At 42.2% G+C, this 21,894-nt stretch carries 18 protein-coding genes and 2 riboswitches; of the genes, 13 read left to right on the plus strand and 5 right to left on the minus strand.

Features of this window, described 5'->3' with window-relative positions:
* Positions 1-146 precede the first annotated feature (146 nt).
* Positions 147-719, minus strand: coding sequence for a peroxiredoxin (locus tag AC1DRQ_RS05380; RefSeq protein ID WP_429396688.1), 573 nt, complete (start codon positions 717-719; stop codon positions 147-149).
* 581 nt (positions 720-1,300) lie between these two features.
* On the opposite strand from AC1DRQ_RS05380, the gene AC1DRQ_RS05385 reads away from it, so the two are divergent.
* The 3 genes from AC1DRQ_RS05385 to AC1DRQ_RS05395 all read left to right on the plus strand — a co-directional run bounded on the left by AC1DRQ_RS05385 (position 1,301) and on the right by AC1DRQ_RS05395 (position 3,594).
* Complete coding sequence (locus AC1DRQ_RS05385; RefSeq protein ID WP_477422697.1) at positions 1,301-1,909, plus strand: Crp/Fnr family transcriptional regulator; 609 nt, start codon at positions 1,301-1,303, stop codon at positions 1,907-1,909.
* Between the two features lie 48 nt (positions 1,910-1,957).
* Complete coding sequence (locus AC1DRQ_RS05390) at positions 1,958-2,653, plus strand: alpha/beta fold hydrolase (RefSeq protein ID WP_477422698.1); 696 nt, start codon at positions 1,958-1,960, stop codon at positions 2,651-2,653.
* Between the two features lie 74 nt (positions 2,654-2,727).
* On the plus strand, positions 2,728-3,594 hold the full coding sequence (locus AC1DRQ_RS05395) for a CPBP family glutamic-type intramembrane protease (RefSeq protein ID WP_477422699.1): 867 nt from the start codon (positions 2,728-2,730) through the stop codon (positions 3,592-3,594).
* Positions 3,595-3,602: 8 nt separating this feature from the next.
* On the opposite strand, the gene AC1DRQ_RS05400 is transcribed toward AC1DRQ_RS05395, so the two are convergent.
* Genes AC1DRQ_RS05400 through AC1DRQ_RS05415 form a run of 4 tightly spaced genes read right to left on the minus strand, consistent with a single transcriptional unit; the run spans position 3,603 to position 8,553 of the window.
* Positions 3,603-4,883: a cation:proton antiporter gene (locus tag AC1DRQ_RS05400; protein ID WP_477422701.1), complete on the minus strand. Its 1,281-nt coding sequence runs from the start codon at positions 4,881-4,883 to the stop codon at positions 3,603-3,605.
* A gap of 13 nt (positions 4,884-4,896) precedes the next feature.
* On the minus strand, positions 4,897-5,715 hold the full coding sequence (locus tag AC1DRQ_RS05405) for a serine O-acetyltransferase (RefSeq protein ID WP_477422703.1): 819 nt from the start codon (positions 5,713-5,715) through the stop codon (positions 4,897-4,899).
* 8 nt (positions 5,716-5,723) lie between these two features.
* Positions 5,724-7,649: a family 2A encapsulin nanocompartment cargo protein cysteine desulfurase gene (locus tag AC1DRQ_RS05410; RefSeq protein ID WP_477422705.1), complete on the minus strand. Its 1,926-nt coding sequence runs from the start codon at positions 7,647-7,649 to the stop codon at positions 5,724-5,726.
* Positions 7,633-8,553, minus strand: coding sequence for a family 2A encapsulin nanocompartment shell protein (locus AC1DRQ_RS05415; RefSeq protein ID WP_477422707.1), 921 nt, complete (start codon positions 8,551-8,553; stop codon positions 7,633-7,635). The genes AC1DRQ_RS05410 and AC1DRQ_RS05415 overlap by 17 nt, the downstream gene beginning before the upstream one ends.
* A gap of 147 nt (positions 8,554-8,700) precedes the next feature.
* A riboswitch (SAM riboswitch) is annotated at positions 8,701-8,817 on the plus strand.
* Positions 8,818-9,032: 215 nt separating this feature from the next.
* Here AC1DRQ_RS05415 and AC1DRQ_RS05420 point away from each other — a divergent pair.
* The 10 genes from AC1DRQ_RS05420 to AC1DRQ_RS05465 all read left to right on the plus strand — a co-directional run bounded on the left by AC1DRQ_RS05420 (position 9,033) and on the right by AC1DRQ_RS05465 (position 21,745).
* Complete coding sequence (locus tag AC1DRQ_RS05420; protein WP_477422709.1) at positions 9,033-9,479, plus strand: protein-disulfide reductase DsbD domain-containing protein; 447 nt, start codon at positions 9,033-9,035, stop codon at positions 9,477-9,479.
* Positions 9,480-9,894: 415 nt separating this feature from the next.
* Positions 9,895-10,008, plus strand: a riboswitch (SAM riboswitch).
* Between the two features lie 230 nt (positions 10,009-10,238).
* Positions 10,239-11,558, plus strand: coding sequence for a peroxiredoxin family protein (locus AC1DRQ_RS05425; RefSeq protein WP_477422711.1), 1,320 nt, complete (start codon positions 10,239-10,241; stop codon positions 11,556-11,558).
* A 26-nt stretch (positions 11,559-11,584) separates the two neighbouring features.
* Entirely contained in the window at positions 11,585-12,910 is a 1,326-nt protein-coding gene (locus AC1DRQ_RS05430; RefSeq protein WP_429396707.1) for a peroxiredoxin family protein, read from the plus strand.
* A gap of 79 nt (positions 12,911-12,989) precedes the next feature.
* A complete protein-coding gene (locus tag AC1DRQ_RS05435; RefSeq protein ID WP_477422714.1) occupies positions 12,990-13,658 on the plus strand; it encodes a YceI family protein in 669 nt (222 codons plus the stop codon).
* A 193-nt stretch (positions 13,659-13,851) separates the two neighbouring features.
* Entirely contained in the window at positions 13,852-14,814 is a 963-nt protein-coding gene (locus tag AC1DRQ_RS05440; RefSeq protein ID WP_477422716.1) for a cytochrome-c peroxidase, read from the plus strand.
* A gap of 106 nt (positions 14,815-14,920) precedes the next feature.
* A complete protein-coding gene (locus AC1DRQ_RS05445) occupies positions 14,921-17,686 on the plus strand; it encodes a TonB-dependent receptor (protein WP_477422718.1) in 2,766 nt (921 codons plus the stop codon).
* Positions 17,687-17,697: 11 nt separating this feature from the next.
* Complete coding sequence (locus tag AC1DRQ_RS05450) at positions 17,698-18,543, plus strand: DUF4397 domain-containing protein (RefSeq protein WP_477422719.1); 846 nt, start codon at positions 17,698-17,700, stop codon at positions 18,541-18,543.
* A gap of 108 nt (positions 18,544-18,651) precedes the next feature.
* A complete protein-coding gene (locus AC1DRQ_RS05455; protein WP_477422721.1) occupies positions 18,652-19,386 on the plus strand; it encodes a superoxide dismutase in 735 nt (244 codons plus the stop codon).
* 661 nt (positions 19,387-20,047) lie between these two features.
* On the plus strand, positions 20,048-20,659 hold the full coding sequence (locus AC1DRQ_RS05460; RefSeq protein WP_429396718.1) for an RNA polymerase sigma-70 factor: 612 nt from the start codon (positions 20,048-20,050) through the stop codon (positions 20,657-20,659).
* A gap of 63 nt (positions 20,660-20,722) precedes the next feature.
* Positions 20,723-21,745 carry a FecR family protein gene (locus tag AC1DRQ_RS05465; RefSeq protein ID WP_477422724.1) on the plus strand — a complete coding sequence of 341 codons (1,023 nt, stop codon included), beginning with the start codon at positions 20,723-20,725 and terminating at the stop codon, positions 21,743-21,745.
* Positions 21,746-21,894 lie beyond the last annotated feature (149 nt).

Genomic DNA, 21,894 nt, shown 5'->3' on the forward strand with positions numbered 1-21,894 from the left:
ATCTTTTAGGACGGCGCTGCCGCCGCTACAAAATTGCTGCTGGCTGAGTAGCGAAATTTTCACTATAGTTAATATGGTTGTAATCAAACGGTCAAAAAAAAACCGCTACATTGCTGTAAGCGGTTTTTCACATCAAACATTAAACACTACTTGCTTGTCAAATAGCTTAAAACCTGTTTTGAGTGTTCATCTCCCTTCATAAAATCCCTGAAGCTGTAGGCTACATTTCCGTCAAGGCCAATAACAAATGTTTCGCGGCCGCTTACTTTCATTTCGCCAAAAGCTTGTTCTTTTACGCCGTAAGAGTTCAATACTTTATTCTCCGGGTCACTCAGCAAAGTGAATGGCAAGTGCTCTTTTGTAGCAAAGGCTTTGTGACTGGCAACAGTACCATTGTTGATCCCGATCACCAGGGCATTTGCATCATTGTATTTGGCATAAGCGTCACGAAACGCGCAGGCCTCTTTGGTGCAAACGGGGCTTTCATCCTTTGGATAGAAAAAGATCACCACTTTCTTTTTTCCAAGATATTTGGCGAGTTTGAAAGGCTTCCCGTTCTGATCCATCAGCGTGAAATCGGGGGCTTTTTCGCCCTGTTTCAATGTGGTGGTCTCGGTTGGGGCAACATCCTGTGCCGCTGCCTGATTGACGTTCAGGCCCACGAAAGCAGTTAATACGATCAGGCCGGTCCATAATTTTGATTTCAAATTTGTTTTCATGACGATTCAATAATTTGTATAAATGATTTATTGAATCAAAAGTCAGCGCAATCGGCGGCCTGATTTTTCACTTAAGTTAAAATGGCTGGGTTAATGTTCAATTTCTACCCGTTTGGGCAAACAAGACCGTATTATAACATTCAAATGACTTTATGAATTAAAGCCCATGTTGCAGGTGTTTCGCAGATCTTGTAATGCGCATCGCGCCAAAGCCCATGCGGTTGATCTCCAGATCACCGCCTAATAGAAAAGTTGATTTAAATTCCGAAGATGTCTTTATAATAATAGCTTTATTTGATGATTTGTAAAAGTAAACTGGTCACCTCATCCGGCTTGGTAAGCATCGGACAATGACCTGAATCAACAGCGTAAACATTTTTGATACCTGCCGAGGCTACCATTTTGATTTGGATATTTATTTACCACTCCAAATTTCTCTTGATATCCATCGTGAAGTTTTAACTTAAGTGAAAATATTAGCGTTATTTTAATTTTACTTTTGAAGACACTACTGCACTGGTTGGATAAGTTTAGTTGGACCGTGCAGCCGTATGATATAGCACATTAAATACCCAGTTTCCATGCAATACGAATTACCCTTTTGGTACGAGCAACTGAAAATCAAATATCCTGTAGTAACCGATGAAGAATGGCGGTTGCTGGACCGTATGGCTACTATTAAGCGCATCCGGAAAGGTGAACCCTTTTTAAAATATGGTAAGGTTGCCCGTTACTCAGCGTTTATTATTTCAGGGCTGTTCAAATTTTCAATTCAGGACGAGGACGGAAATGAAAAGATCATCAAGTTTGGCTTTGCGAACGACTTCCTGGCAAACTGCGAAAGCTATAACCAGGGAGCGCCTTCTGCTGTAAGCATTATTGCGCTTGAGGAAGCGGTGATCCTGAAAATAAATATTAAAAAATTGCAGCCCCTTTATGACCTGCACATGAATTTGCTTCATGTTAATCTGCAGTTATACCGGGAAATTTCGGAGCAGCAATCCGAGCACCAGCATATCCTGTCATTAAAGAGCCCTTTGGGGCGGTACCGCTATCTGCTTGAACGCCGCCCAGCGATCATACAGAAAATATCGCTGACCAATATAGCGCGTTATCTTTACATCAGCCGGGAGGCTGTAAGTCGGGCGCGTTTATTTTTGTTAAAAAAGCCCGGGAGTTTTTGTGACTGAGATCACAAATTCAGGTTTTGCTTCTGCGATAACTTTGGCTAAAAAACGATGAAGCAAAGCATGATTTTACTCCACGGCCTGTTTGGCGGCCTAAGTAACTGGAATGGTGTTATTAAATATTTCGAAAGCAGGTTCGATATTCATGTTCCGGTACTGCCATTATATGAAAAGCATAAAGGTGATACGGTGGAGTATCTTATTGAATATTTAGAATTGATGATCACCTCAAAAAAACTGAAGAATGTTATCCTTGTTGGGAATTCGCTCGGCGGACATATTGCTATACGGTACGCCCACCGTCACCCCGGGAACGTCGCAAAATTAGTGTTAACAGGCAGTTCCGGACTTTATGAAAATACGCAGATGGGGAGTTATTTGAAACGCGGAAACTATACATACATCAAAGAAAGGGTCGCCGCGACATTTTTTGATCCTGCTGTTGCTACCGATGAACTGGTTGCAGAGGTGATGCAGACCACGACCGATGCTTACAAATGTTTAAGCATTATCAAAGCCGCGAAGTCAACCCAGCGGGATCATGTGCTTGCACGCCTTCCTGAAATTAAAACGCCGGCATTATTAATATGGGGCAATGACGATCTCATCACACCTCCTGCAGTTGCCCGGCAATTTAAGGACAACTTGCCAAACTCGGAATTGGTTATGCTGAAAGAGTGCGGACATGCCCCGATGATGGAAAGGCCGGAAGCGTTTAATAAAGCCCTGGAAGAGTTTCTTGCTTAAGTGACCCCGTCGGTTAAAGGATAGACTCCAGATATTAATTAATACAAATCTTTACAAATACTATATAAACACAAATGGATATCTCTAAATCGCAAAGCAAAAAAACTATCGGAATATTTCTGATTTTGACTTTAGCCTTTAGCACAGTTGTCTGGATATTAACGGTTCACTCAGGCGAAGGCAGGATAGGCGGCAGAATATATGGCTATGGCATCATGTGGTGCCCGGCATTGGCTACCTGGCTGACCTGTAAGATCCTGAATTATAAAATAAGCGATCTGGCCTGGCAATGGGGTAAGGCAAAATATCTGGTATGGGCCTACATCATTCCTTTAGCCTATTCACTGATCGCTTATCTGATCATATGGTTAACGGGTTGGGGAGGGTTTTACAATAAGACCTTTGTCACTGAAGCAGCAAAATCTTTAGGTTGGAGTAACCTGTCTCCGGGGGTGTTCATCGCCTTGTTTTTTGTGGTCAACGGCGTTATTGGCATGTTTGGAAGCATGGCTACTGCGTTAGGTGAAGAGATAGGTTGGCGCGGGTTTTTAGTACCTCATTTAAACAAAGTCACCGGTTATACCTATACGTCATTGATTAGCGGTATCATCTGGGCCTTATGGCATTACCCCCTAATTATCTGGGGACACTATAACGGGGGCACTCCAATTTGGTATGGGTTGACCTGTTTTACCATAGCGGTGGTTAGCGAAGGCTTTATCTATACCTGGTTCAGGTTGAAATCAGGAAGTTTATGGACAGGCGTTATGCTTCATGCCAGCCACAACTTATTTGTCCAGTCTTTTTTTACACCATTAACCATCGTTAACAATAGCCGAACAAATTATTTCATAGATGAGTTCGGTGCTGTGCTTGCCATTGTAACACTGTTTGGCGCTATTTATTTCTGGACCCGGAGAAAAGAAGTACATAACGCTTAATGCTGCTACTAAACTTTATTTGAATTGTATAAATTTGATACGATTAATTGTGATTTTTGCTCCTTTAAAAAATAGTGCTTCATGATAGGGCCGGAGATGATCATGGTAACTACTGTCATTACCACCAGGCCTTCAAAAACCGGTTCACTGATGATCTTTGCCTGTAAGGCAAGTAAACCTAATACGATTTCCTGTGATCCCCGCGCGTTCATACCGAAAGCCACGGCTATGGATTCATTTTTTGACATGCCGCTCATAGCGCTGCCTATACCGGCACCAATAAGTTTGGCCAGACAGGCAATTACCAGAATGATAACAACTATTTCAAGATTAAAATTGGCAATAAAATTTAGTCGTAATCCAACCGATGCGAAAAACAGCGGCGCCAGCACATTGATGGTAAATTGGTGAAGAACGTGCTTATGCTTCTCGGTAAAATATTCCGAATCATTAATGCCAACTCCAACCAAAAAAGCGCCGAACACCCCACGGACGCCCAGGCTTTCGGTAATACACGCACTGATGAGGCATAAGCAAACCGCCATGGTTAGTACCCGGCCGGGCTTTTGGCTTTTGCCGGCAAAAGCCAAAAGCTTATGCATCAGCCAGCGGCCTCCGGTAAGCATAAAAATAGCATAAAGCACCACTATACTTACCGACCAAAATGAGGCTTCTTCTTTACCCACATTCATAAGCTGGATGATTACTGAAAATAATATCCAACCTAAAAAGTCATCAACCATAGCAGCGGTAAGTACGATGTTGCCTATTCGGGTATTTAAAATATCCAGATCAAGCAAGATCTTAGTAATTACAGAAAGCGCTGTAATGGAAAGTGCTGTGCCAAAAAACAAGGAGGTGACCAGCTGGTTATTAAACCCGTTTGCAAAATGGCTTTGGTACAGGAACCATACGGCGGCAAAACCTATGGCAAATGGAAATATAATCCCCGTTAGGCTGATGCTGATAGCCTGTTTGCCGTTTTGACGGATCTGTTTAAGGTCAACCTCAAAGCCGGCAATGAACATCAGTAAAATGATACCAATATTGGCGATGCCATCAAATGCCTCAAAGGCGTGGGGTGCTGATAAAAAGACGCCTTTAAAAAGATCAGGAAATAACAAGCCTAACAGGGTAGGCCCAACAATAATACCTGCAAAAATTTCGCCAATGATAGCCGGTAGTTTGTACCTGCGGCACAACTCACCCAACAGTCTTGCCGGGATAAGTATGATTAACAGGATAATTAAAAAGTGGACTATCTCTGATGAACTGAGTTTGGAAACCATGATCTGATAAGTATTACTGTAAGCCCTCTTTTACTTCAATCCTTAATTGGTGTGTGTTAAAAACATGGGAGTAGGGCTGCACGCTTTTTGTTAAGAATACACTGCCACCAATTACACTATGGTGTCCAATTACCGTTCGCCCTCCCAATATGGTGCTGCGGGCATAAATGATCACGTTGTCTTCTACGGTGGGATGCCTTTTTGTTTCTGAAAGCTCTTTACTAACCTGCGAAGCTCCTAATGTTACCCCTTGATATATAGTAACATATTTGCCAATGATACTTGTTGCACCTATTACAATACCGGTGCCGTGATCAATACAAAAGGGTACACCGATGCTGGCCTTAGGATGGATGTCAACACCTGTTTTTCCATGAGCATGTTCGCACAGTATCCTGGGTAAAATGGGTATAGCAGCTTGTGTAAGTTTATGAGCGATGCGGTAAACAGCAATGGCATAAAAACCAGGATAGGATACAATTACCTCGTGTACACTGAGGGCTGCCGGGTCCTTATCATAGATCATCGAAGCATCCAGTCGCAGGTCCTGGTAAATTTCATCCAATGAATCATAAAATAGGTCAACAGCTTTCTCAATATCAATATCATTTGGGTCGAGATAACTTAACAATATATTTTCAAGGTCTATCTGGTTCTTTTTAAGGTGACCACCGTAAATTGAGAGTTTATTTGCATGATTATTTGGAAACAGAAATTCAAAAAGGTCAGACAACCAACCAACACATTGCCTGATCTTAGGCGTAGCTTCCCATTCTGCCTTATGCGTTTGATAAAGCAATTCTATAAAGCTGTCGAATTTATCATCTTTCATATCGTAGCTTATCTTTTAAGGCTATGAAGCGTGTTCACCAACAGATCAATTTCGGCACAGGTATTATAAAATGCCAGTGACGGCCTTACCGTACTTTCAACCCCAAAGCGCCGCAATATAGGCTGAGCACAATGGTGGCCCGAACGTACAGCGATGCCTTGCTGGTTCAATGCAGCTCCAACTTCTTCGGTTTTGAAGCCATCCAACACGAATGATAAAACACTGGCCTTATCTGGCGCTGTACCTATCAGACGAATGCCTTTAACCTCTTTTAACAACTGAGTGGCATAAACTAACAGATAATGCTCATATTGGGCTATAAGTGGCATCCCTAAGCGGCTTACATAATCAATTGCCGCGCCTAAACCAACCGCGTCGGCAATGTTACCTGTACCCGCTTCAAAGCGGCTGGGTGCGTCATGGTATTGGGTGTGCTCAAAAGTTACATCCTTAATCATATTGCCACCTCCCTGCCAGGGTTGGGTTTCGTTTAACAGATCTTCCTTACCATAAAGTACACCAATACCGGTAGGCCCGAATACTTTATGACCCGAGAATACAAACCAGTCGGCATTCAATGCCCTTACATCTACAGGCATGTGCGAAACAGATTGTGCGCCATCAACCAATACTTTAGCGCCTGCCAAATGCGCTAAATGAATAATTAGCGCGGCCGGCGTAACCGTACCCAAAGCATTAGATACCTGGGTAAATGACACCAGTTTGGTTTTGGGCCCCAGGAGTTTTACATATTCATCTATTAATACCTGCCCGTCATCATCCACAGGAATAACTTTTATTGTAAGATTCTTTTTAGCAGCTAATTGCTGCCATGGAACAATGTTGGCATGGTGTTCCAGGTGGCTCACAATGATCTCATCGCCTGTGTGCAGGTTTTGCTCGCCCCAGCTTTTGGCCACCAGGTTAATGGCTTCGGTTGCGCCACGCACAAAAATGATCTCGTTTATGGAGCCGGCATTTAAAAAGGTCTGTACCTTTTTGCGTGCGCCTTCATAAGCATCGGTTGCCCTTGCCGCCAGTTCATGTGCTGCCCGGTGTATGTTGGAGTTTTCGTGCTCATAAAAATAGCTGATGCGGTCAATTACCTGTTTAGGCTTTTGGGTGGTAGCCGCGTTATCCAGCCATATGAGCTGTTTTCCGTTCACCTGTTCCTGTAATATGGGAAAGTCACGCCTCACCAGGTTTACATCAAACGGCGGACTAATAATATTGCTGATACCGGCCTGCCTGACCTTTTCCTGATCTGATTTTACCACAGGTAATCCATGGTTATCTGATAAAAAATAAAACGGAATTTCGGTAGCAGCAGGCGCACCGGCAAATGGTAATGCGTTTGAAGGCCCCGATGTATTAATGTTGCTCAATATCTTCTTCAGATCGATATCAAAAGCCTGATCCTGCTGGTATGGTAGCTGGAACAAGCTTTCAGGAGCAGGTGAAAGTTGCTCAACCGGGAAGCTTTGTTTTAAAGCTACATCCGGTATAAGATCAGTTTTCGCCAGGTATGATTCATAACTAAAACCAGGTTGCGTAGGCAATTGCCCTCCAAAAGCAGTAGGGGTACTACCCGCAACAGGCGCTGACGAATTAGAATGATTACTTAAGTTAGGATCGGCAAAGCTGGTTTGCGGATCCTTTAAGTTTACTGCATTATTCTGGTTAATGGCAGATGGCGAAATACCACCACCTCCAATTGTACTTGAAGGAATTGATTGTACAGGGGTATTTACATGCTGCAACGGGTTAAATAAACCCTCATCAGCTATATTGCCTGGTGATGAAAAAGATTCAGGAGCTTGTTGAACCGGTAATTGGTTTACAAAGCCTCCTGGTCCCGATTTAAAGAACTGGTTAGCCAGTTGCTCCAGCTCCCGTGGGTTGGGTAAGTTATCCTGATTAATATTTGTACTCATGGTAATTGCCTAAATCAACATCCTCTAAAACAGCAATAGCGTCATCAACCAATACCGCCAAAGAGCAATAAAGCGAAACCAGGTATGAGGCAATTGCTTTGTTATTTATACCCATAAAGCGGACAGATAAACCCGGTGACTGCTCGCCCGGAAGACCAGGCTGGAACAAGCCTACAACACCCTGACGGCTTTCGCCTGTCCTTAACAATATGATCTTTGATTTATTTTTTACGATGGGCAGTTTATCCGAAGGGATAAGCGGGATCCCTCTCCAGGTAATAAACTGCGAGCCGAATAGTGAAACCGTAGGCGGTGGTACGCCACGGCGGGTACATTCGCGACCGAAGGCTGCTATAGCCAGTGGGTGCAACAAGAAGAAGCCGGGCTCTTTCCAAACCTTAGTGATCAGTTCGTCCAGGTCATCAGGGGTAGGGGGACCCAGCCTGGTTTTAATTTTTTGCGATGGGGAAATACTGCTCAGTAGCCCGTATTCAGGGTTGTTAATAAGTTCACTTTCCTGCCGCTCCTTAACGATCTCAATGGTAAGCCGTAACTGTTCGCTGATTTGGTTGTAAGGTTTGCTGTACAAGTCTGACACACGGGTATGCACATCCAGTACCGTGTTTACCGCGCTCAGGTTATATTCCCTGGGATTTTCCTCGTAATCTACAAAGGTTGATGGCAGTTCACGTTCATCGCGCGACGAGCAATCCACTTCTACATTGTTCGCGTGTACCACTTTGTTTAAACGATAAACGCCCGATTCAACCGGGATCCAATTCAGTAAATGGGTTAACCATCGTGGTGTAATGGTTGATAACTGGGGCACGGTGCGGGTTGCTACGGCTAACTGCCTGGCGGCTACATCGCCAAGGGCCGTTTGTTTTGATTTTTGATCTGGCATTTTGGATAATAGACTAAGTGTATTAAGAAATTATTTAAGGTGCTACTTTAAATTACGATAACCTGTTGGCAATGATAAGAAATAAAATATATAAAGTCTATAGGAATTATAGTTTTTAATATATATTTGCAGCATCACGTTCTTTTATACTTATCCAGAAAGACAGAGGGAAAGGCCCCATGACGTCTTGGCAACCTATACCATGAATCTCAGATTTAGTAAAAGGTGCTAATTCCTGCTCCCGAAATGGGGGATAGATAAGTTGGTACAGAATTCTGCAGGTTTTCTCTCCGGCTCTCTTTTTAGGTAAGTGTTAATGAACATTAAATAAACTGAATACACATGAACAGACTTTATTACTTGTCTTCCGAAACTTATCAGTCATTTCGTAATGATGCCATAATGTGTTGTTGATACCGCAAACAAAAATTTGGATACAATTAATTATAATACCATCATTATCACCTGCATCTTACCAAATGAAAAAACTAATACTTACCGCTTTATCCTTTATCCTCAGTACTGCTGCATTTTCGCAGATCCTTACACCCGTAAAATGGTCATATGCTGCTAAAAAGATTGATAGTGAGCAGGCCATAATATTTATAAAAGCTACCATTGATAAAGGCTGGCATATTTATTCGCAGCATCTTGCCGATGGCGGGCCGATAAAGACCTCGCTAAAGTTTGAAAAAAACGATAACTACATTGTAGTAGGCAATACAACTGAACCCAAGCCTGTAAGCAAATATGAAAAGTCATTCAGCATGAATGTGCAATACTTTGAACAGTCGGTTATATTTCAGCAAAAAGTAAAACTTAAATCAGGCCAGGCATCAGTTAACGGTACAATAAATTTTATGGCATGTAATGATAAGCAATGCTTGCCGCCGGATGATGTGGAGTTTAACATACCCGTAAAATAGTATCATATATAAACAAATACCTAATTATTAAAGCAGTTCAATAGCCACCAATTGACCTGCAGCGTTACAAACAAATACCATGAAACCAAAATCAGATCTATTCACCAAAGCCCGCAAACAGAATGGTGGCACCCTTTTCTGTTGTTACCATTATTGCTAACAAACGCTATTACATTCAGGTCCAAAAATCTTAACCGGAGATATACATCCTGGCTGTACTAAGTGCGTTGCTTTGCTATGGTGGTAAATCAGGCGTGTGCTGTACAGTCCAGGATGTTTATCGTTTTACAAGATAAGAAATACTTAAAAACGTCAACAAAATAAAAATATTCTACTTAATCTATAGATTTTATTGTATTTATCATATTTATTACTATCTTTACACCATTCTAATTAACCCCACCATTAATTAGTTGATTTATAAAGAATAAGGGAGAGGAAGTCTCGATGATCTTATAGCAACTTTTCAATAATCTGAAATAAGTGCTAAACTTTTTTCTAAAGCAATAAAGCTTCAGAAATATAAATTAACTAACAGTCATGTACACATTTAACAATCAACACCCACAGGTACAACCCGCAACCATTAAACGATGTTGCTGTATGGCTCAGTATGTTTTCTGGTTTTAACAACCTGATCTCCTGAAATTTTGCTGTTGTTTTTTTAAGGGCTTTTAAGCCCTGGGGACAACTCTTGTCAAATTTTCGCTGTGTCGCCACCTAACTATCATCAATTAACAACAATTAAAACTTATACAAATGAAAATTACAAACTATTTAACCAAAGTCAGGCTGCTTTCTGCCGGTCTGGTGCTTACCGGCGTTACCGTGTTATCAGCACATGAAAACCCTAAACCAAAATTCATCAAAGAGGGTAAATGGCGTGGTGTATTTACAGTAAGTGAATCGCAGGTGCCATTTAATTTTGAACTGAAAGGTAAGGATGCCGAACACGCTGTATTTACGCTGATCAATGGCTCGCGCCGGGATAATTTCCATGTAAAGCTTATCGGCACCGATTCGGTATACATTAAAATGAACACCTATGATGCCGCCCTGGTTGCCAAAATTGAAGATGATGGCAAGATCAGCGGCGAATACCGCAGCCTTGTACCTGGTTTCAGGGGCAATTCCCTGCCATTTACAGCAGAATACGGTAAAACTTACCGCTTTGTTGAACCCGGTAAAGATGTAGCCCCTAAGGCAGACCTGACCGGTAAATGGGAAATAAAAACCTACAGTAAGGAGGCGGTGCCCGCATCGATCGCATTACTGAAACAAAAAGGCAACAAGCTTACCGGTGTGGTGATGACCGTAGTTGGTGATACCCGCGAGCTGGAAGGAACAGTACAGGGCGACGAGTTTGCGCTAAGTGGCTTTACCGGCCCAAGCCCCTTCATTATTAAAGGAAAAATAAATGAAGATGGCTCTATCAGCGGCGAGGAAGGCTTTGGTATCTATAAAAACCTAAAGTTTGATGCCACCAAAAAAACTGATGTTGAGCTGCCCGATCCTTACAAGCTAACCTTTCTGAAAGAAGGATATAAGAAGCTTGACTTTTCTTTCCCGGGTATTGATGGCAAGCAGGTGTCCTTAAGCGATAATAAATACAAAGGCAAAGTTGTAATTGTAGAGATCATTGGTACCTGGTGCCCAAATTGTACCGACCAAACCGTGTTCCTTTCGCCATGGTTCAATAAAAACCATAACCGCGGGGTTGAGGCCATAGCATTAGGCTTTGAGCAAAAAGATAGCCTTGAATATGCTAAATATACTTTAGGTAAACTGAAGGAAAAATATGCCATTAATTACGACATCGCGTTTGGCGGTTTGGCTGATAAAAAATTGGTTTCGCAAAAGCTACCTGCGTTGAACAAGTTTATCGCTTTCCCAACAACCATCATCATTGATAGGAAAGGTGACGTTAGGGAGATCTACACCGGCTATACAGGGACAGTTACCGGTAAATACCACGAGGATTATGAAAAGAAATTCAATAAGCTATTGGATCAATTGCTCGCTGAACCTGCGCCTGAAACAGCCGCAGTTGCCGATCCTACAGCTCACCAGGGAAATTAACATTAACTGATCTTATAATTTATCAAATGAAAACCATCAATTTAATTACATCATTCAAATGCCTGTCTATAGGCTTGTTGTTTAGCGGGGCTGCTTTGGCTGCAGATAAAAATCCACCGGTGAAATTTATCAAAGAAGGTGTTTGGCGCGGTGTTTTCACCGTGGCCGAAACCAAAGTGCCTTTTAACTTTGAGCTGAAGGGTAAGGATGCCGAACACGCCGTATTTACTTTATTAAATGGAAGCCGCCGGGACAATTTTCATGTAAAGCAAATAGGTAAAGATTCGGTATTTATTAAAATGAATACCTATGATGCCGCACTGGTTGCCAAGGTTGAAGAGGACGGAACACTAAGCGGCGAATACCGTAGCCTGGTACCGGGGTTTAGAGGTAATTCACTGCCTTTCACTGCCGAATACGGGAAAAGCTATCGTTTTGTAGAGCCTGGAAAGGATGTAGCTCCAGCCGCCAACCTTACCGGTAAATGGGAACTGAAGGTTTACTCGAAAGACCAGGTGCCCAATAAAATTGCCGTTTTAAAGCAAACGGGCAACAAGCTTACCGGCGTAATTATGCAGGTAACCGGCGATAGCCGCGAACTGGAGGGTACGGTACAGGGAGATGAGTTTGAACTGTCAGGCTTTACCGGCCCAAGCCCTAAGATCTACAAAGGTAAGATCAATCCTGATGGCACCCTAAGCGGTGAAATAGGATCGGGTATTTATGATAACACCAAGTTTGACGCGGTTAAAGACGACAAAGCTGAGCTGCCTGATCCCTATAAGCTAACCTACTTGAAAGAGGGTTATAAAAAGCTGGATTTTACCTTTCCTGATCTTAACGGCAAACCGGTGTCTTTGAGCGATGCCAAATACAAAGGCAAGGTAACCATTATTGAAATTGTAGGTACCTGGTGCCCAAATTGTACCGATCAAACCGTGTTCCTTTCTCCCTGGTTCAACAAAAACCATAACCGTGGGGTGGAGGCTATAGCCATTGGCTTTGAACAAAAGGACAGTCTGGAGTATGCCAAATACACTTTAGGCAAGCTGAAAGAAAAATACAATGTCCAGTATGATATTGTATTTGGCGGCCTGGCCGATAAAAAGCTGGTTTCGCAAAAACTGCCTGCCTTAAACAAGTTTGTTGCTTTCCCAACAACCATCATTATTGATAGAAAAGGCGATGTAAGAGAGATCTATACAGGCTATACAGGTACGGTTACCGGCAAATACTACCAGGATTACGAAAAGAAATTCAATAAACTGTTAGATGAGCTCATTGCCGAACCAGTCCCGGCCAGTGAAGCAAACGCAACTCAGGATAATAACGAAACATTAAAAGGTAAATAAATACCAATCCCGGTAAAGGATAAAAACTTTACCGGGTAAATATCCAATTACTAAATCACATCATAAATAAATACCACCCATGACTAAATTAACTTTCGCTGTATATTCCACAGCCATTATTTCATTATCGGCATTCACTGCCGCTATCATCCCAACTAAAACTACAACCAATGCTAAAACAGGTAATGTTAAGCTTATAACCTTTGGTAAACATTACAAGGCGCAAAACTTTAAGGTAGATAACCAGGGAAGTAAGCTTACCTGGCTGGCCAAAAAAGCAACCGGCGACCATAATGGAGAGGTTAAGATAAGCAACGGTTTATTTGCAACTGATAATAACGTTTTAAAAAGCGGAACTTTTGATATCGACTTGAATACTATTACCGATGCTGACCTGACCGACCAGGCCTCCAATGATAAACTAATAAGCACACTTAAAAGCGAAACCTTTTTCAGTACTGAAAAATTCCCTAAAGCAAATTTTGTTATCACATCGGCAACAAAAACCAGTGCGAACCAGTATGATATTAAAGGACGGTTAACTATAAAAGGTATTACCAATGATGTCAGTTTCCCGGCTACTGTAGCCATTGATGGTAAAAAATTAAATGCCACCGCTAAAATTACCATTGACCGTACCAAATACGATATCAAATTCCGCTCGAAAAACTTTTTTGAGAACCTGGGCGATAAGGTGATCTATGATGATTTTGACCTGAATGTAAATCTTAACGCAACCGCGCAATAAGTTTTATAAGGGGCAGTAAACTATACAAATTTTATAAAAACTTAAGCCATCTTTTAGATGGAGGGCCATTGTTTTGACTAATAAGCGCATTTAAAAACTGGTGTAAAGTTGGAAACGGATCATGAGCCGGGGCGCATTGGGTACCCCGGCGAAGGTCCAACCAACTAACAAAAGAAGAAAAATGCATAACGATATGAAAAGAGGAAATATACTTCTGGTTATAGTAGCTATCAGTACATTGATAAGCTTTATGAGTTTTGTGGGCACAAAAGATGATGTGCAGACCAAAGAGCAATTGGGCGAGAAATTATTTTTCGACCCCATTTTATCTGGCGATAATACCATCAGTTGCTCATCATGCCATAAACCGGAGTTTGCATTTGCCGATACGGCTACTTTTAGCGTCGGTATAAAAGGCAACCTGACTTCAAGAAACTCGCCGGGCTTAACCAATCTCTCAGGTCGTCCGCACCTTTTTTGGGATGGGCGAGCTTCATCATTGGAAGAGCAGGCTATGGGGCCAATAACATCAGCAACAGAAATGGGGCTTACTATGGATGATGCTGTAAAAAAACTAACCGAAAATAAATACTACGCTGATGCATTTCAAAAGATATTTAAATCAACACCCACTAAAGATAATCTGTTAAAGGCCATAGCCTCTTTTGAGCGTACGCTCGAAACGTCAAACAGTCCTTATGACCGCTATATCAACGGCGATGATAACGCTTTATCCGCATCGGCAGCGCGTGGCCGATTATTGTTTATAGGTAAGGCCAATTGCAACAACTGCCACTCAGGCGAGGATTTTACCGCCGACAGGTTCAAGAGCATTGGTTTATATAATGGTAAAGATCTGAATGATCCCGGCCGGTCTGTTATTACCAAAAACAAAACTGAGGACGGCGAATTTAAAATTCCAAGCCTACGCAATGTGGCTGTAACAGCCCCCTATATGCACAATGGCAAGTTTAAAACATTGAAAAGTGTGGTTGAGTATTACAATAACCCATCGGCAATAGTAAAAGATGGCATTAATCGCGATCTGTCATTGGATAAGCCTTTGAACCTAAGCGACGGAGAAATAAACGATATGGTTGAATTTTTAAAAGCGCTTACCGACGACCGCTTTAAGCAAAAAACGGCTTCAAACTGAAAATAATCCCCCAATTAAATAATTAATTAATCACGGACATTGACTGTGCATGTGGGTCAGTAAAAGCACCCACTATAGCCACTGCTTTGTCTAAAACTATTGTGAAATGAAGAAAATTATACTCTTGCTGATAATTTTTAGCCTTACCTATGGGCAAAACGTATTCGCGCAAAAACGAACGGTTGGAGGTGTGGTTACCTCTGCCGATGATCAGGCCCCGCTTCCCGGGGTTTCTGTAAGGATCAAAGGTCTCAATGAAGGCGCTGTAACCAAAGCCGATGGATCCTTTGAAATTGTGGTACGCAACGGCAAATACCTTGTATTCTCCTTTATAGGTTTTGAAAGCCAGGAAGTTGAGATAGATGGTACAAAACAATTTAAAATTGCCCTTAAACTATCTGGTAATGCGCTGAATGAGGTGCAAATAGTTGGTTCCCGAAACGCTAATCGCACCAAGCTGAATTCGGCCTCTGCTGTTGATGTGATCGATATTAAACCCTTACTGGAATCTGCACCGCAGGTGAGTGTTACACAACTATTGCAGTACATCTCGCCGTCGTTTCACTCCGTTAACGGGAGTAATGCAGGGGATGCCGGGTCGGCATTAAGTCTGGCCCAACTTCGCGGTCTGGGGCCCGACCAGGTATTGGTATTGGTAAATGGAAAACGCAGGCACAAAAGCGCGAACGTAAATTATGGAGGACTGGGCAATGGGTCTACCGGGTATGACTTAAATTCCATTCCATCGGGTTCCATCGACAGGATTGAGATCCTGCGCGATGGTGCAGCGGCCCAATATGGCTCCGACGCCATTGCGGGCGTGATCAATATCGTTCTCAAGAAAAAAACAGATGACCTGGCTGTTACTACATCAGGCAGCACCCGTAGGCGCGGGGATGGGGCAACAACCCGTACCAGCGTTAATTATGGTGTTGGTTTAGGCAGTACAGGTGGCTATATCAATGCCACTGCCGAATACGCCACGCAGGCTATTGCGCTGCCAGCCGGAAAGGCCGATGCCGGATTATACAACGGCCCTATTTATGGCGGCGGTGCCAATACCCGTGCCTATGATGCTATTTATACCAAGGAAATTGATGATGCTATTTTAAAAAGCCGGGGTATTGATCGTCATTTTTTTGACCAGCGCGGTGGTGGATCTAACCCTGGTCAGGATGCATTGCTGTCCTTTAACGCGGGCTTCCCATTGAATAAGACTACCGATATATACGCATTTGGCGGTATCAGTAGTCGCAATTCCCAGTTTACAGCCGTTTATCGCTTACCTGGCTGGACATCGCGGAACAATAATTTTATATACCCGGATGGTTTTTTACCAGCCATGGAAAATAATATAGTTGATGGCTCTATAGCTGTGGGTATAAAAGGTAAAGTAGGGGACTGGAATGTAGACCTATCCAACGTATTTGGAAAGAACAGTTTCAGTAACCGGGTAGACAATTCCTTGAATGCGAGCCTGGGACTAAAAAGCCCGACCAGTTTTGACGCTGGCAGATATAACGCCGGTCAAAACACTACTGGGCTCGACTTTAACCGCTACTTCGAAAAGGTTTTAAAAGGGTTGAACGTGGCCTTTGGCGCACAGCACCGGATTGAAAGCTTCCAGATCATCGCTGGTGAAGAAGGCTCTTATTCCAAGGCAGACCAGCGTACTATTGTGGATGTGGATACTACCATAGGGGGTATTCCATATTTATCCAACGCGGGTGTTACTTCCCTGAACGGCCTGGCGGCAGGTTCACAGATCCATTTAGGTTTTCGGCCAGAGAACGCGGTGAATGTAAGCCGTTCTATAACCGCCGGCTATGCAGATGTGGAACTGAACGTAACCAAAGAATGGCTGGTATCCGGTGCCGGCCGCGCTGAATATTTTTCTGACTTCGGCAATGTGTTTACCTGGAAGGCTGCCACCCGCTACAGTTTTGCGAGATGGCTGAATATCCGCGGATCGGCTAATACAGGCTTCAGAGCGCCAGACCTGGCACAGTCCTATTATACCTCTGTTTCCACCACGTTTCAACAGGGCCGGGGAGTTGATATTTTAACTGCTTCAAATCAAAGTGCTGCTGCAAGAGCATTAGGTATCCCTAAATTAACGCCTGAAAAATCAAAAGGATATGCTTTAGGTTTAACCTCTGCTCCGGGTAGTAATGTGGAATTAACCGTAGATGCTTACCTGATCAATATTGATAACAGGGTGGGTAATACCGGTAACTTTACCTCCTCTGATACCAATCTTCCGGCAGATGTTAAAACTCTTTTCCAGCAGACAGGAGCGGCCCAGGCTAACTTCTTTTATAATGAATTCAGCACCCGTACCAAAGGGGTGGAATTTACCGGCAGTTATAAGGTATTATTGGATAAAGGCAATATCAACTTCCTGTTTGGCGGGAACTTTTCCAAAAACGAGGTGACCAAAGTAAATACACCAAAAGGACTGGAAGCTTATAAGAACGTGATATTAAGCCCGGGTGAGCGGGCGAGGGTGACGACCAATATCCCGGCACAAAAGATCAACCTGCAAGGTATTTATAGTCTGGATAAATTTACCTTCCTGCTCCGTACCGTATACTTTGGCAAGGTAACCACAGCCTCCCTGCTTAGTGCAGCTGATCCGCTGAATCCGGTATATTTTTACCAAAACCTGAAACCGATATGGATTACAGACCTATCGGTAGGATATAAATTTACCGCTAAACTGCAGGGAACCGTAGGTGTAAACAACTTGTTTAATGTGGTAGGAGACTATACCGACCCATCGATAGCCGGTTTACGCAACCCAACCGTTGTTGGCATCCAGAACGGCAGCGCGGGGATTCAGCCATTTATTAAACTTTCCGCTCATTTATAAGCTCACGCATCATGAACAATAAATATCATATACTATACCAAAAAATCGTAAAAAAAACGCTTGGTACCCTGCATCTCCATAAATTACAATTCCTTTTAGGCACGGTGTTGTTACTGACTGCATCCTGCAAAAAAACAGATTATCTCAATATCAATAATGCCGATAGGCCGGCTCTTGCCGCACACATTAGCTTTGTGAATGCCAGGCCGGTAAACGCGGGCATTCAGTTTTGGACATATACTACCCAGGTTACAAAAACCGCAGTAGCAATTAACACCAAAACCGATTACCTGGATACCCAGTTTGGGGATGTGCAGATCAACTTTACCGAAGGTACAAACACCTCTTACAAGGCATCGCGCCAGTTTGGAAACAGCGCTACGTTTAGTTCAAGCGGCGGCCCTAACGGCCCTATAGCAACCTATTACCATACAGTTTTCGCCGTAAAAAATACTAAGGCAACGGCCGATTCACTTATCCTGTTCTATGATGACCTGTCGGCGCCCGCTGCGGGTAAAGCCAAAGTAAGGTTTGTGCACCTTGCCCCAGGTAACCCTAATGTTAATTTTGGTGTAGTCGGGCAAACAGCCTTGTTTACCAATACAGCTTATGGCAGGGCAGGTGGTTCTGTATTATCCGGTACCGGGTATAATGTATGGTCACTCGGCCCGTTTGTTGCTGTTGATGCAGGTAAGGTCAGCTTTTCAGTCAGTAAATCTGCTGATCATTCCGTGGTGAGCATATTGAACGATCAATTAAGTAATGTAACTTTAATAGCCGGAAAAATATATACCATTTACATCAATGATACGCCGGGCAGTACAAGTATTGGCGCAACCATACTCACACATAATTAAGATACAGTACACTATATAAGTGATTTAATAGCATGTACTTGCAAAGCAGACCCGGTTCCGTTCCGGGCTGCTTTAATTTATAAACCCAATATTAACCCTATATATATCATGAAAACAAACAGCCGCAGAAAGTTTATCGAAAACACCCTTAAAGCAACGGTAGCTGTTGCAATTGGAAGTAATGTTATTTTAAATAATGCAACAGCTGCTACAATTAAAACAGGTCAGCATGGCAGTGCAGACGAACCGCTAAAATTTAGGCAGGTGCCATTAGGGTTTAGCTACGCGGCCCTGGAACCACATATAGATGCGCTGACCAATGAGATCCATTATACCAAACATCATGCAGCCTACATTAAAAATGTAAATGAAGCTATAATTGCCGAAAAGCTGCCTTATACAAGTGAGAAAGAGTTTTTTGATCATGCCTCACAACTTTCGCCCAAGGCACGTAACAATGGAGGTGGAGCCTGGAACCATAATTTTTTCTGGCAAAGTTTAACGCCAAAATCAACCGGGCCTGATGATAAAATCAAAGATGCTATTACAGCTTCGTTCGGATCATTTGACCAGTTCAAAGAGCTGTTTACACAGGCGGCACTTACCCGTTTTGGCTCAGGGTGGGCATGGCTGGTGAATGTAAACGGGAAACTGACCATTACATCAACAGCCAACCAGGATAATCCTTTGTTTGATAACGCCCAAATAAAAGGAATTCCTTTATTGGCATTGGATGTTTGGGAGCACGCTTATTATCTTAAATACCAGAACAAGCGCAACGAATATATTGCCGGATGGTGGAACGTGGTGAACTGGAACACGGTTAATAAAAGACTTGGATAACGGGTATAGCAAATTACAGTCGGCATTACACTTTTGAGTAAATTTCCTAATCAAAACCACCAAAACTAAAAAGCTCCCTCAGATTGCTCGAAAGGACCCTTTGTGACCAATGAGCTGGAGTTTTCGAACTGTTTTTTAGCAATTTTTAAAAATTTAGCGACTACAGCGAAGAGTATTTTTAAGAAAGTTAAAAATAAGTTGGAAGAATAGAATTGTCTTAAATTTAAAAGACGGAATTGCTCAGTAATTTTTATCTTGAAGTTCATTTGGGTGTATTTTGCACACTCTAAATCTGTTGACTTAAAATTCAATATGGGATATTTTAAGTAAAATAAATGGGTGTTTCTCAAATTACTTTACGGTGCAAAATCAAGTACTCCTCAACTTAATTGAATCGACCGATTTATTGAAGATTTAAAGCATTTGGTTAATCTATTTGACAAATTAAGCCTACTTAAAATTTTCGTTTGAACATTATGCCTTGTCCTGATATAGCTTGGCTTTTAGTCTTGTCTGCATTTTGGTTTACAATTGTTATTTGTTTTTTACAATCTGTATAGATACAATATTAATTGTCTTCTTCACAATCATTTATTATTTATTTATTGATTATTTGAAAAATAGGTTGTTACTTTATGATTCCAATTATAATACCTGCATCTTGTTCAACCCCCTGAGATCACCCAATATTGGTGACGAAATACCAACTTCGCTGCACCAGCGTCTGTCATCGGGCGATGAACTTGCTTTTAAGCTGTTTTTTCAAAAAAACCAACCTAAGCTTTTCACCTACATTTATAAAGTTGTCAAGTCTCGCGAAATTGCAGAAGAACTGGTGCTTGATATTTTTGTGAAGATATGGTCGGCCAAAGAGATTCTTAGCGAAGTTGAAAACGTTGATGCTTTTCTTTACCGGATGGCCGTAAATAAATCACTCGATTTTTTACGGACAGCCGCCCGCGAAAAAAGGATACAACAATTGCTTAACCACCATATGCAGTATGAGCAGGCAACGGCAACTTCCAATCACGATTTAAAAGAATATAATCAGCGTGTTACACAATGCCTTCAAATGCTCACTCAGCAACAGCAATTAGTACTCAATTTAAGCCGGGAAGAAGGCCTCACCCACGAGCAAATTGCCGACAAATTAAATCTGTCGAAAAATACAGTAAAAAATCACATGGTTACCGCCTTAAAAAAAATGCGGGAATTTATAAAACGTGGCCAGTTATCCATTTTGCTGACAATATCTCTTTTTTTTCACATCTAATTAGTCCTTCCTCGTTATTTTATCGTCAAGTGTATAAATTGGTTCCAATTAGCCAAATGTAATATGTCAACAGCCTCTGTTTTCCGTATAAAATACTTGTTTCAAAAATACCTGGACACCTCATGTACGGTAGAAGAGCTTGATGAACTTTTTGAGCTAATAGCCAAAGAGGATAACTTGTCAGAAATTGAAGGTTTATTAGAAAAATTATGGTCAGATACCGAAGTCCGACCTGGCGTTGACACTGGAGTTGATCATCAGGAAGTTTTATACAATAAGCTGCTTGAAACCATAAAAAAAGAAAAAAATATTTATTCGTTTCAAAAAAGAAGTCCCGCAACAATCATTTGGTCGGTTGCGGCAACCATCGCATTATTTATATGCGCCGGCTTATACTTTTTACATACCAAACCTAAACCAACACCTTTGCAGGCCCAGGCGGCTCTGCCCAAATCCATACGTCATGTGCGGGAGATAAGGCTGGCTGATGGTAGCATAGTGCTGTTAAATAAAAACAGTCACTTAGATTATCCTGCAAAGTTCATTGGCAATACCCGCGAAGTATACTTAACAGGGGAGGCCTATTTTGATATCAGGCACGACCCGCGTCACCCTTTCCTGGTACATGCGGGGCAAATTACTACACGTGTGTTAGGCACAGCATTCAATATTAAATCCGAAGGCCGTTTGATTCAGGTAACGGTTACACGCGGAAGAGTTAAAGTATCAACCCCTAAAAAAAACTTAGGCATTGTATTGCCCAATCATCAGATAAGCTATAATGAAACCAATCATCAATCTTCAAAAAACATATTGAATGCCAAAATCACGGTACTTTGGAAAGAGACCGATCTGGTGATGGACCACATGACCCTGAAAGAAGCCGCCACCGTTTTAACAGAAAGGTATGGTATAAAAGTTATGCTGGATAATGAAAAGATAGGGGGCTGCCGTTTTAGCGCTACCTTCTTAAATACTACCGGGTTAGAACAGGTTGTCAATGTATTATCGCACCTGAATAATCTGAACTATAAATGGGATGGGCCCAGTAAAGTTATATTATCAGGGCCAGGCTGTGAACAATAAATAGTTTTTCACCACTTAAATTAAAAACCGATGAAACAGTAATACTTTAACCTCAAAACTAAAAAACCCCGCTGCTTACGACTTCTCACATCTTTCGGCAACAGGGTAAGTATTTTAACCAATTTATTAACCGATTAAAACCAATGCAA

It is taken from the genome of Mucilaginibacter sp. P4_E8, assembly GCF_056401495.1.

Bases quoted from the DNA above. Each gene is read 5' to 3' on its own strand.
- AC1DRQ_RS05380 (WP_429396688.1), bottom strand. From the start codon at position 719: ATGAAAACAAATTTGAAATCAAAATTATGGACCGGCCTGATCGTATTA.
- AC1DRQ_RS05385 (WP_477422697.1), top strand. From the start codon at position 1,301: ATGCAATACGAATTACCCTTTTGGTACGAGCAACTGAAAATCAAATAT.
- AC1DRQ_RS05390 (WP_477422698.1), top strand. From the start codon at position 1,958: ATGAAGCAAAGCATGATTTTACTCCACGGCCTGTTTGGCGGCCTAAGT.
- AC1DRQ_RS05395 (WP_477422699.1), top strand. From the start codon at position 2,728: ATGGATATCTCTAAATCGCAAAGCAAAAAAACTATCGGAATATTTCTG.
- AC1DRQ_RS05400 (WP_477422701.1), bottom strand. From the start codon at position 4,883: ATGGTTTCCAAACTCAGTTCATCAGAGATAGTCCACTTTTTAATTATC.
- AC1DRQ_RS05405 (WP_477422703.1), bottom strand. From the start codon at position 5,715: ATGAAAGATGATAAATTCGACAGCTTTATAGAATTGCTTTATCAAACG.
- AC1DRQ_RS05410 (WP_477422705.1), bottom strand. From the start codon at position 7,649: ATGAGTACAAATATTAATCAGGATAACTTACCCAACCCACGGGAGCTG.
- AC1DRQ_RS05415 (WP_477422707.1), bottom strand. From the start codon at position 8,553: ATGCCAGATCAAAAATCAAAACAAACGGCCCTTGGCGATGTAGCCGCC.
- AC1DRQ_RS05420 (WP_477422709.1), top strand. From the start codon at position 9,033: ATGAAAAAACTAATACTTACCGCTTTATCCTTTATCCTCAGTACTGCT.
- AC1DRQ_RS05425 (WP_477422711.1), top strand. From the start codon at position 10,239: ATGAAAATTACAAACTATTTAACCAAAGTCAGGCTGCTTTCTGCCGGT.
- AC1DRQ_RS05430 (WP_429396707.1), top strand. From the start codon at position 11,585: ATGAAAACCATCAATTTAATTACATCATTCAAATGCCTGTCTATAGGC.
- AC1DRQ_RS05435 (WP_477422714.1), top strand. From the start codon at position 12,990: ATGACTAAATTAACTTTCGCTGTATATTCCACAGCCATTATTTCATTA.
- AC1DRQ_RS05440 (WP_477422716.1), top strand. From the start codon at position 13,852: ATGAAAAGAGGAAATATACTTCTGGTTATAGTAGCTATCAGTACATTG.
- AC1DRQ_RS05445 (WP_477422718.1), top strand. From the start codon at position 14,921: ATGAAGAAAATTATACTCTTGCTGATAATTTTTAGCCTTACCTATGGG.
- AC1DRQ_RS05450 (WP_477422719.1), top strand. From the start codon at position 17,698: ATGAACAATAAATATCATATACTATACCAAAAAATCGTAAAAAAAACG.
- AC1DRQ_RS05455 (WP_477422721.1), top strand. From the start codon at position 18,652: ATGAAAACAAACAGCCGCAGAAAGTTTATCGAAAACACCCTTAAAGCA.
- AC1DRQ_RS05465 (WP_477422724.1), top strand. From the start codon at position 20,723: ATGTCAACAGCCTCTGTTTTCCGTATAAAATACTTGTTTCAAAAATAC.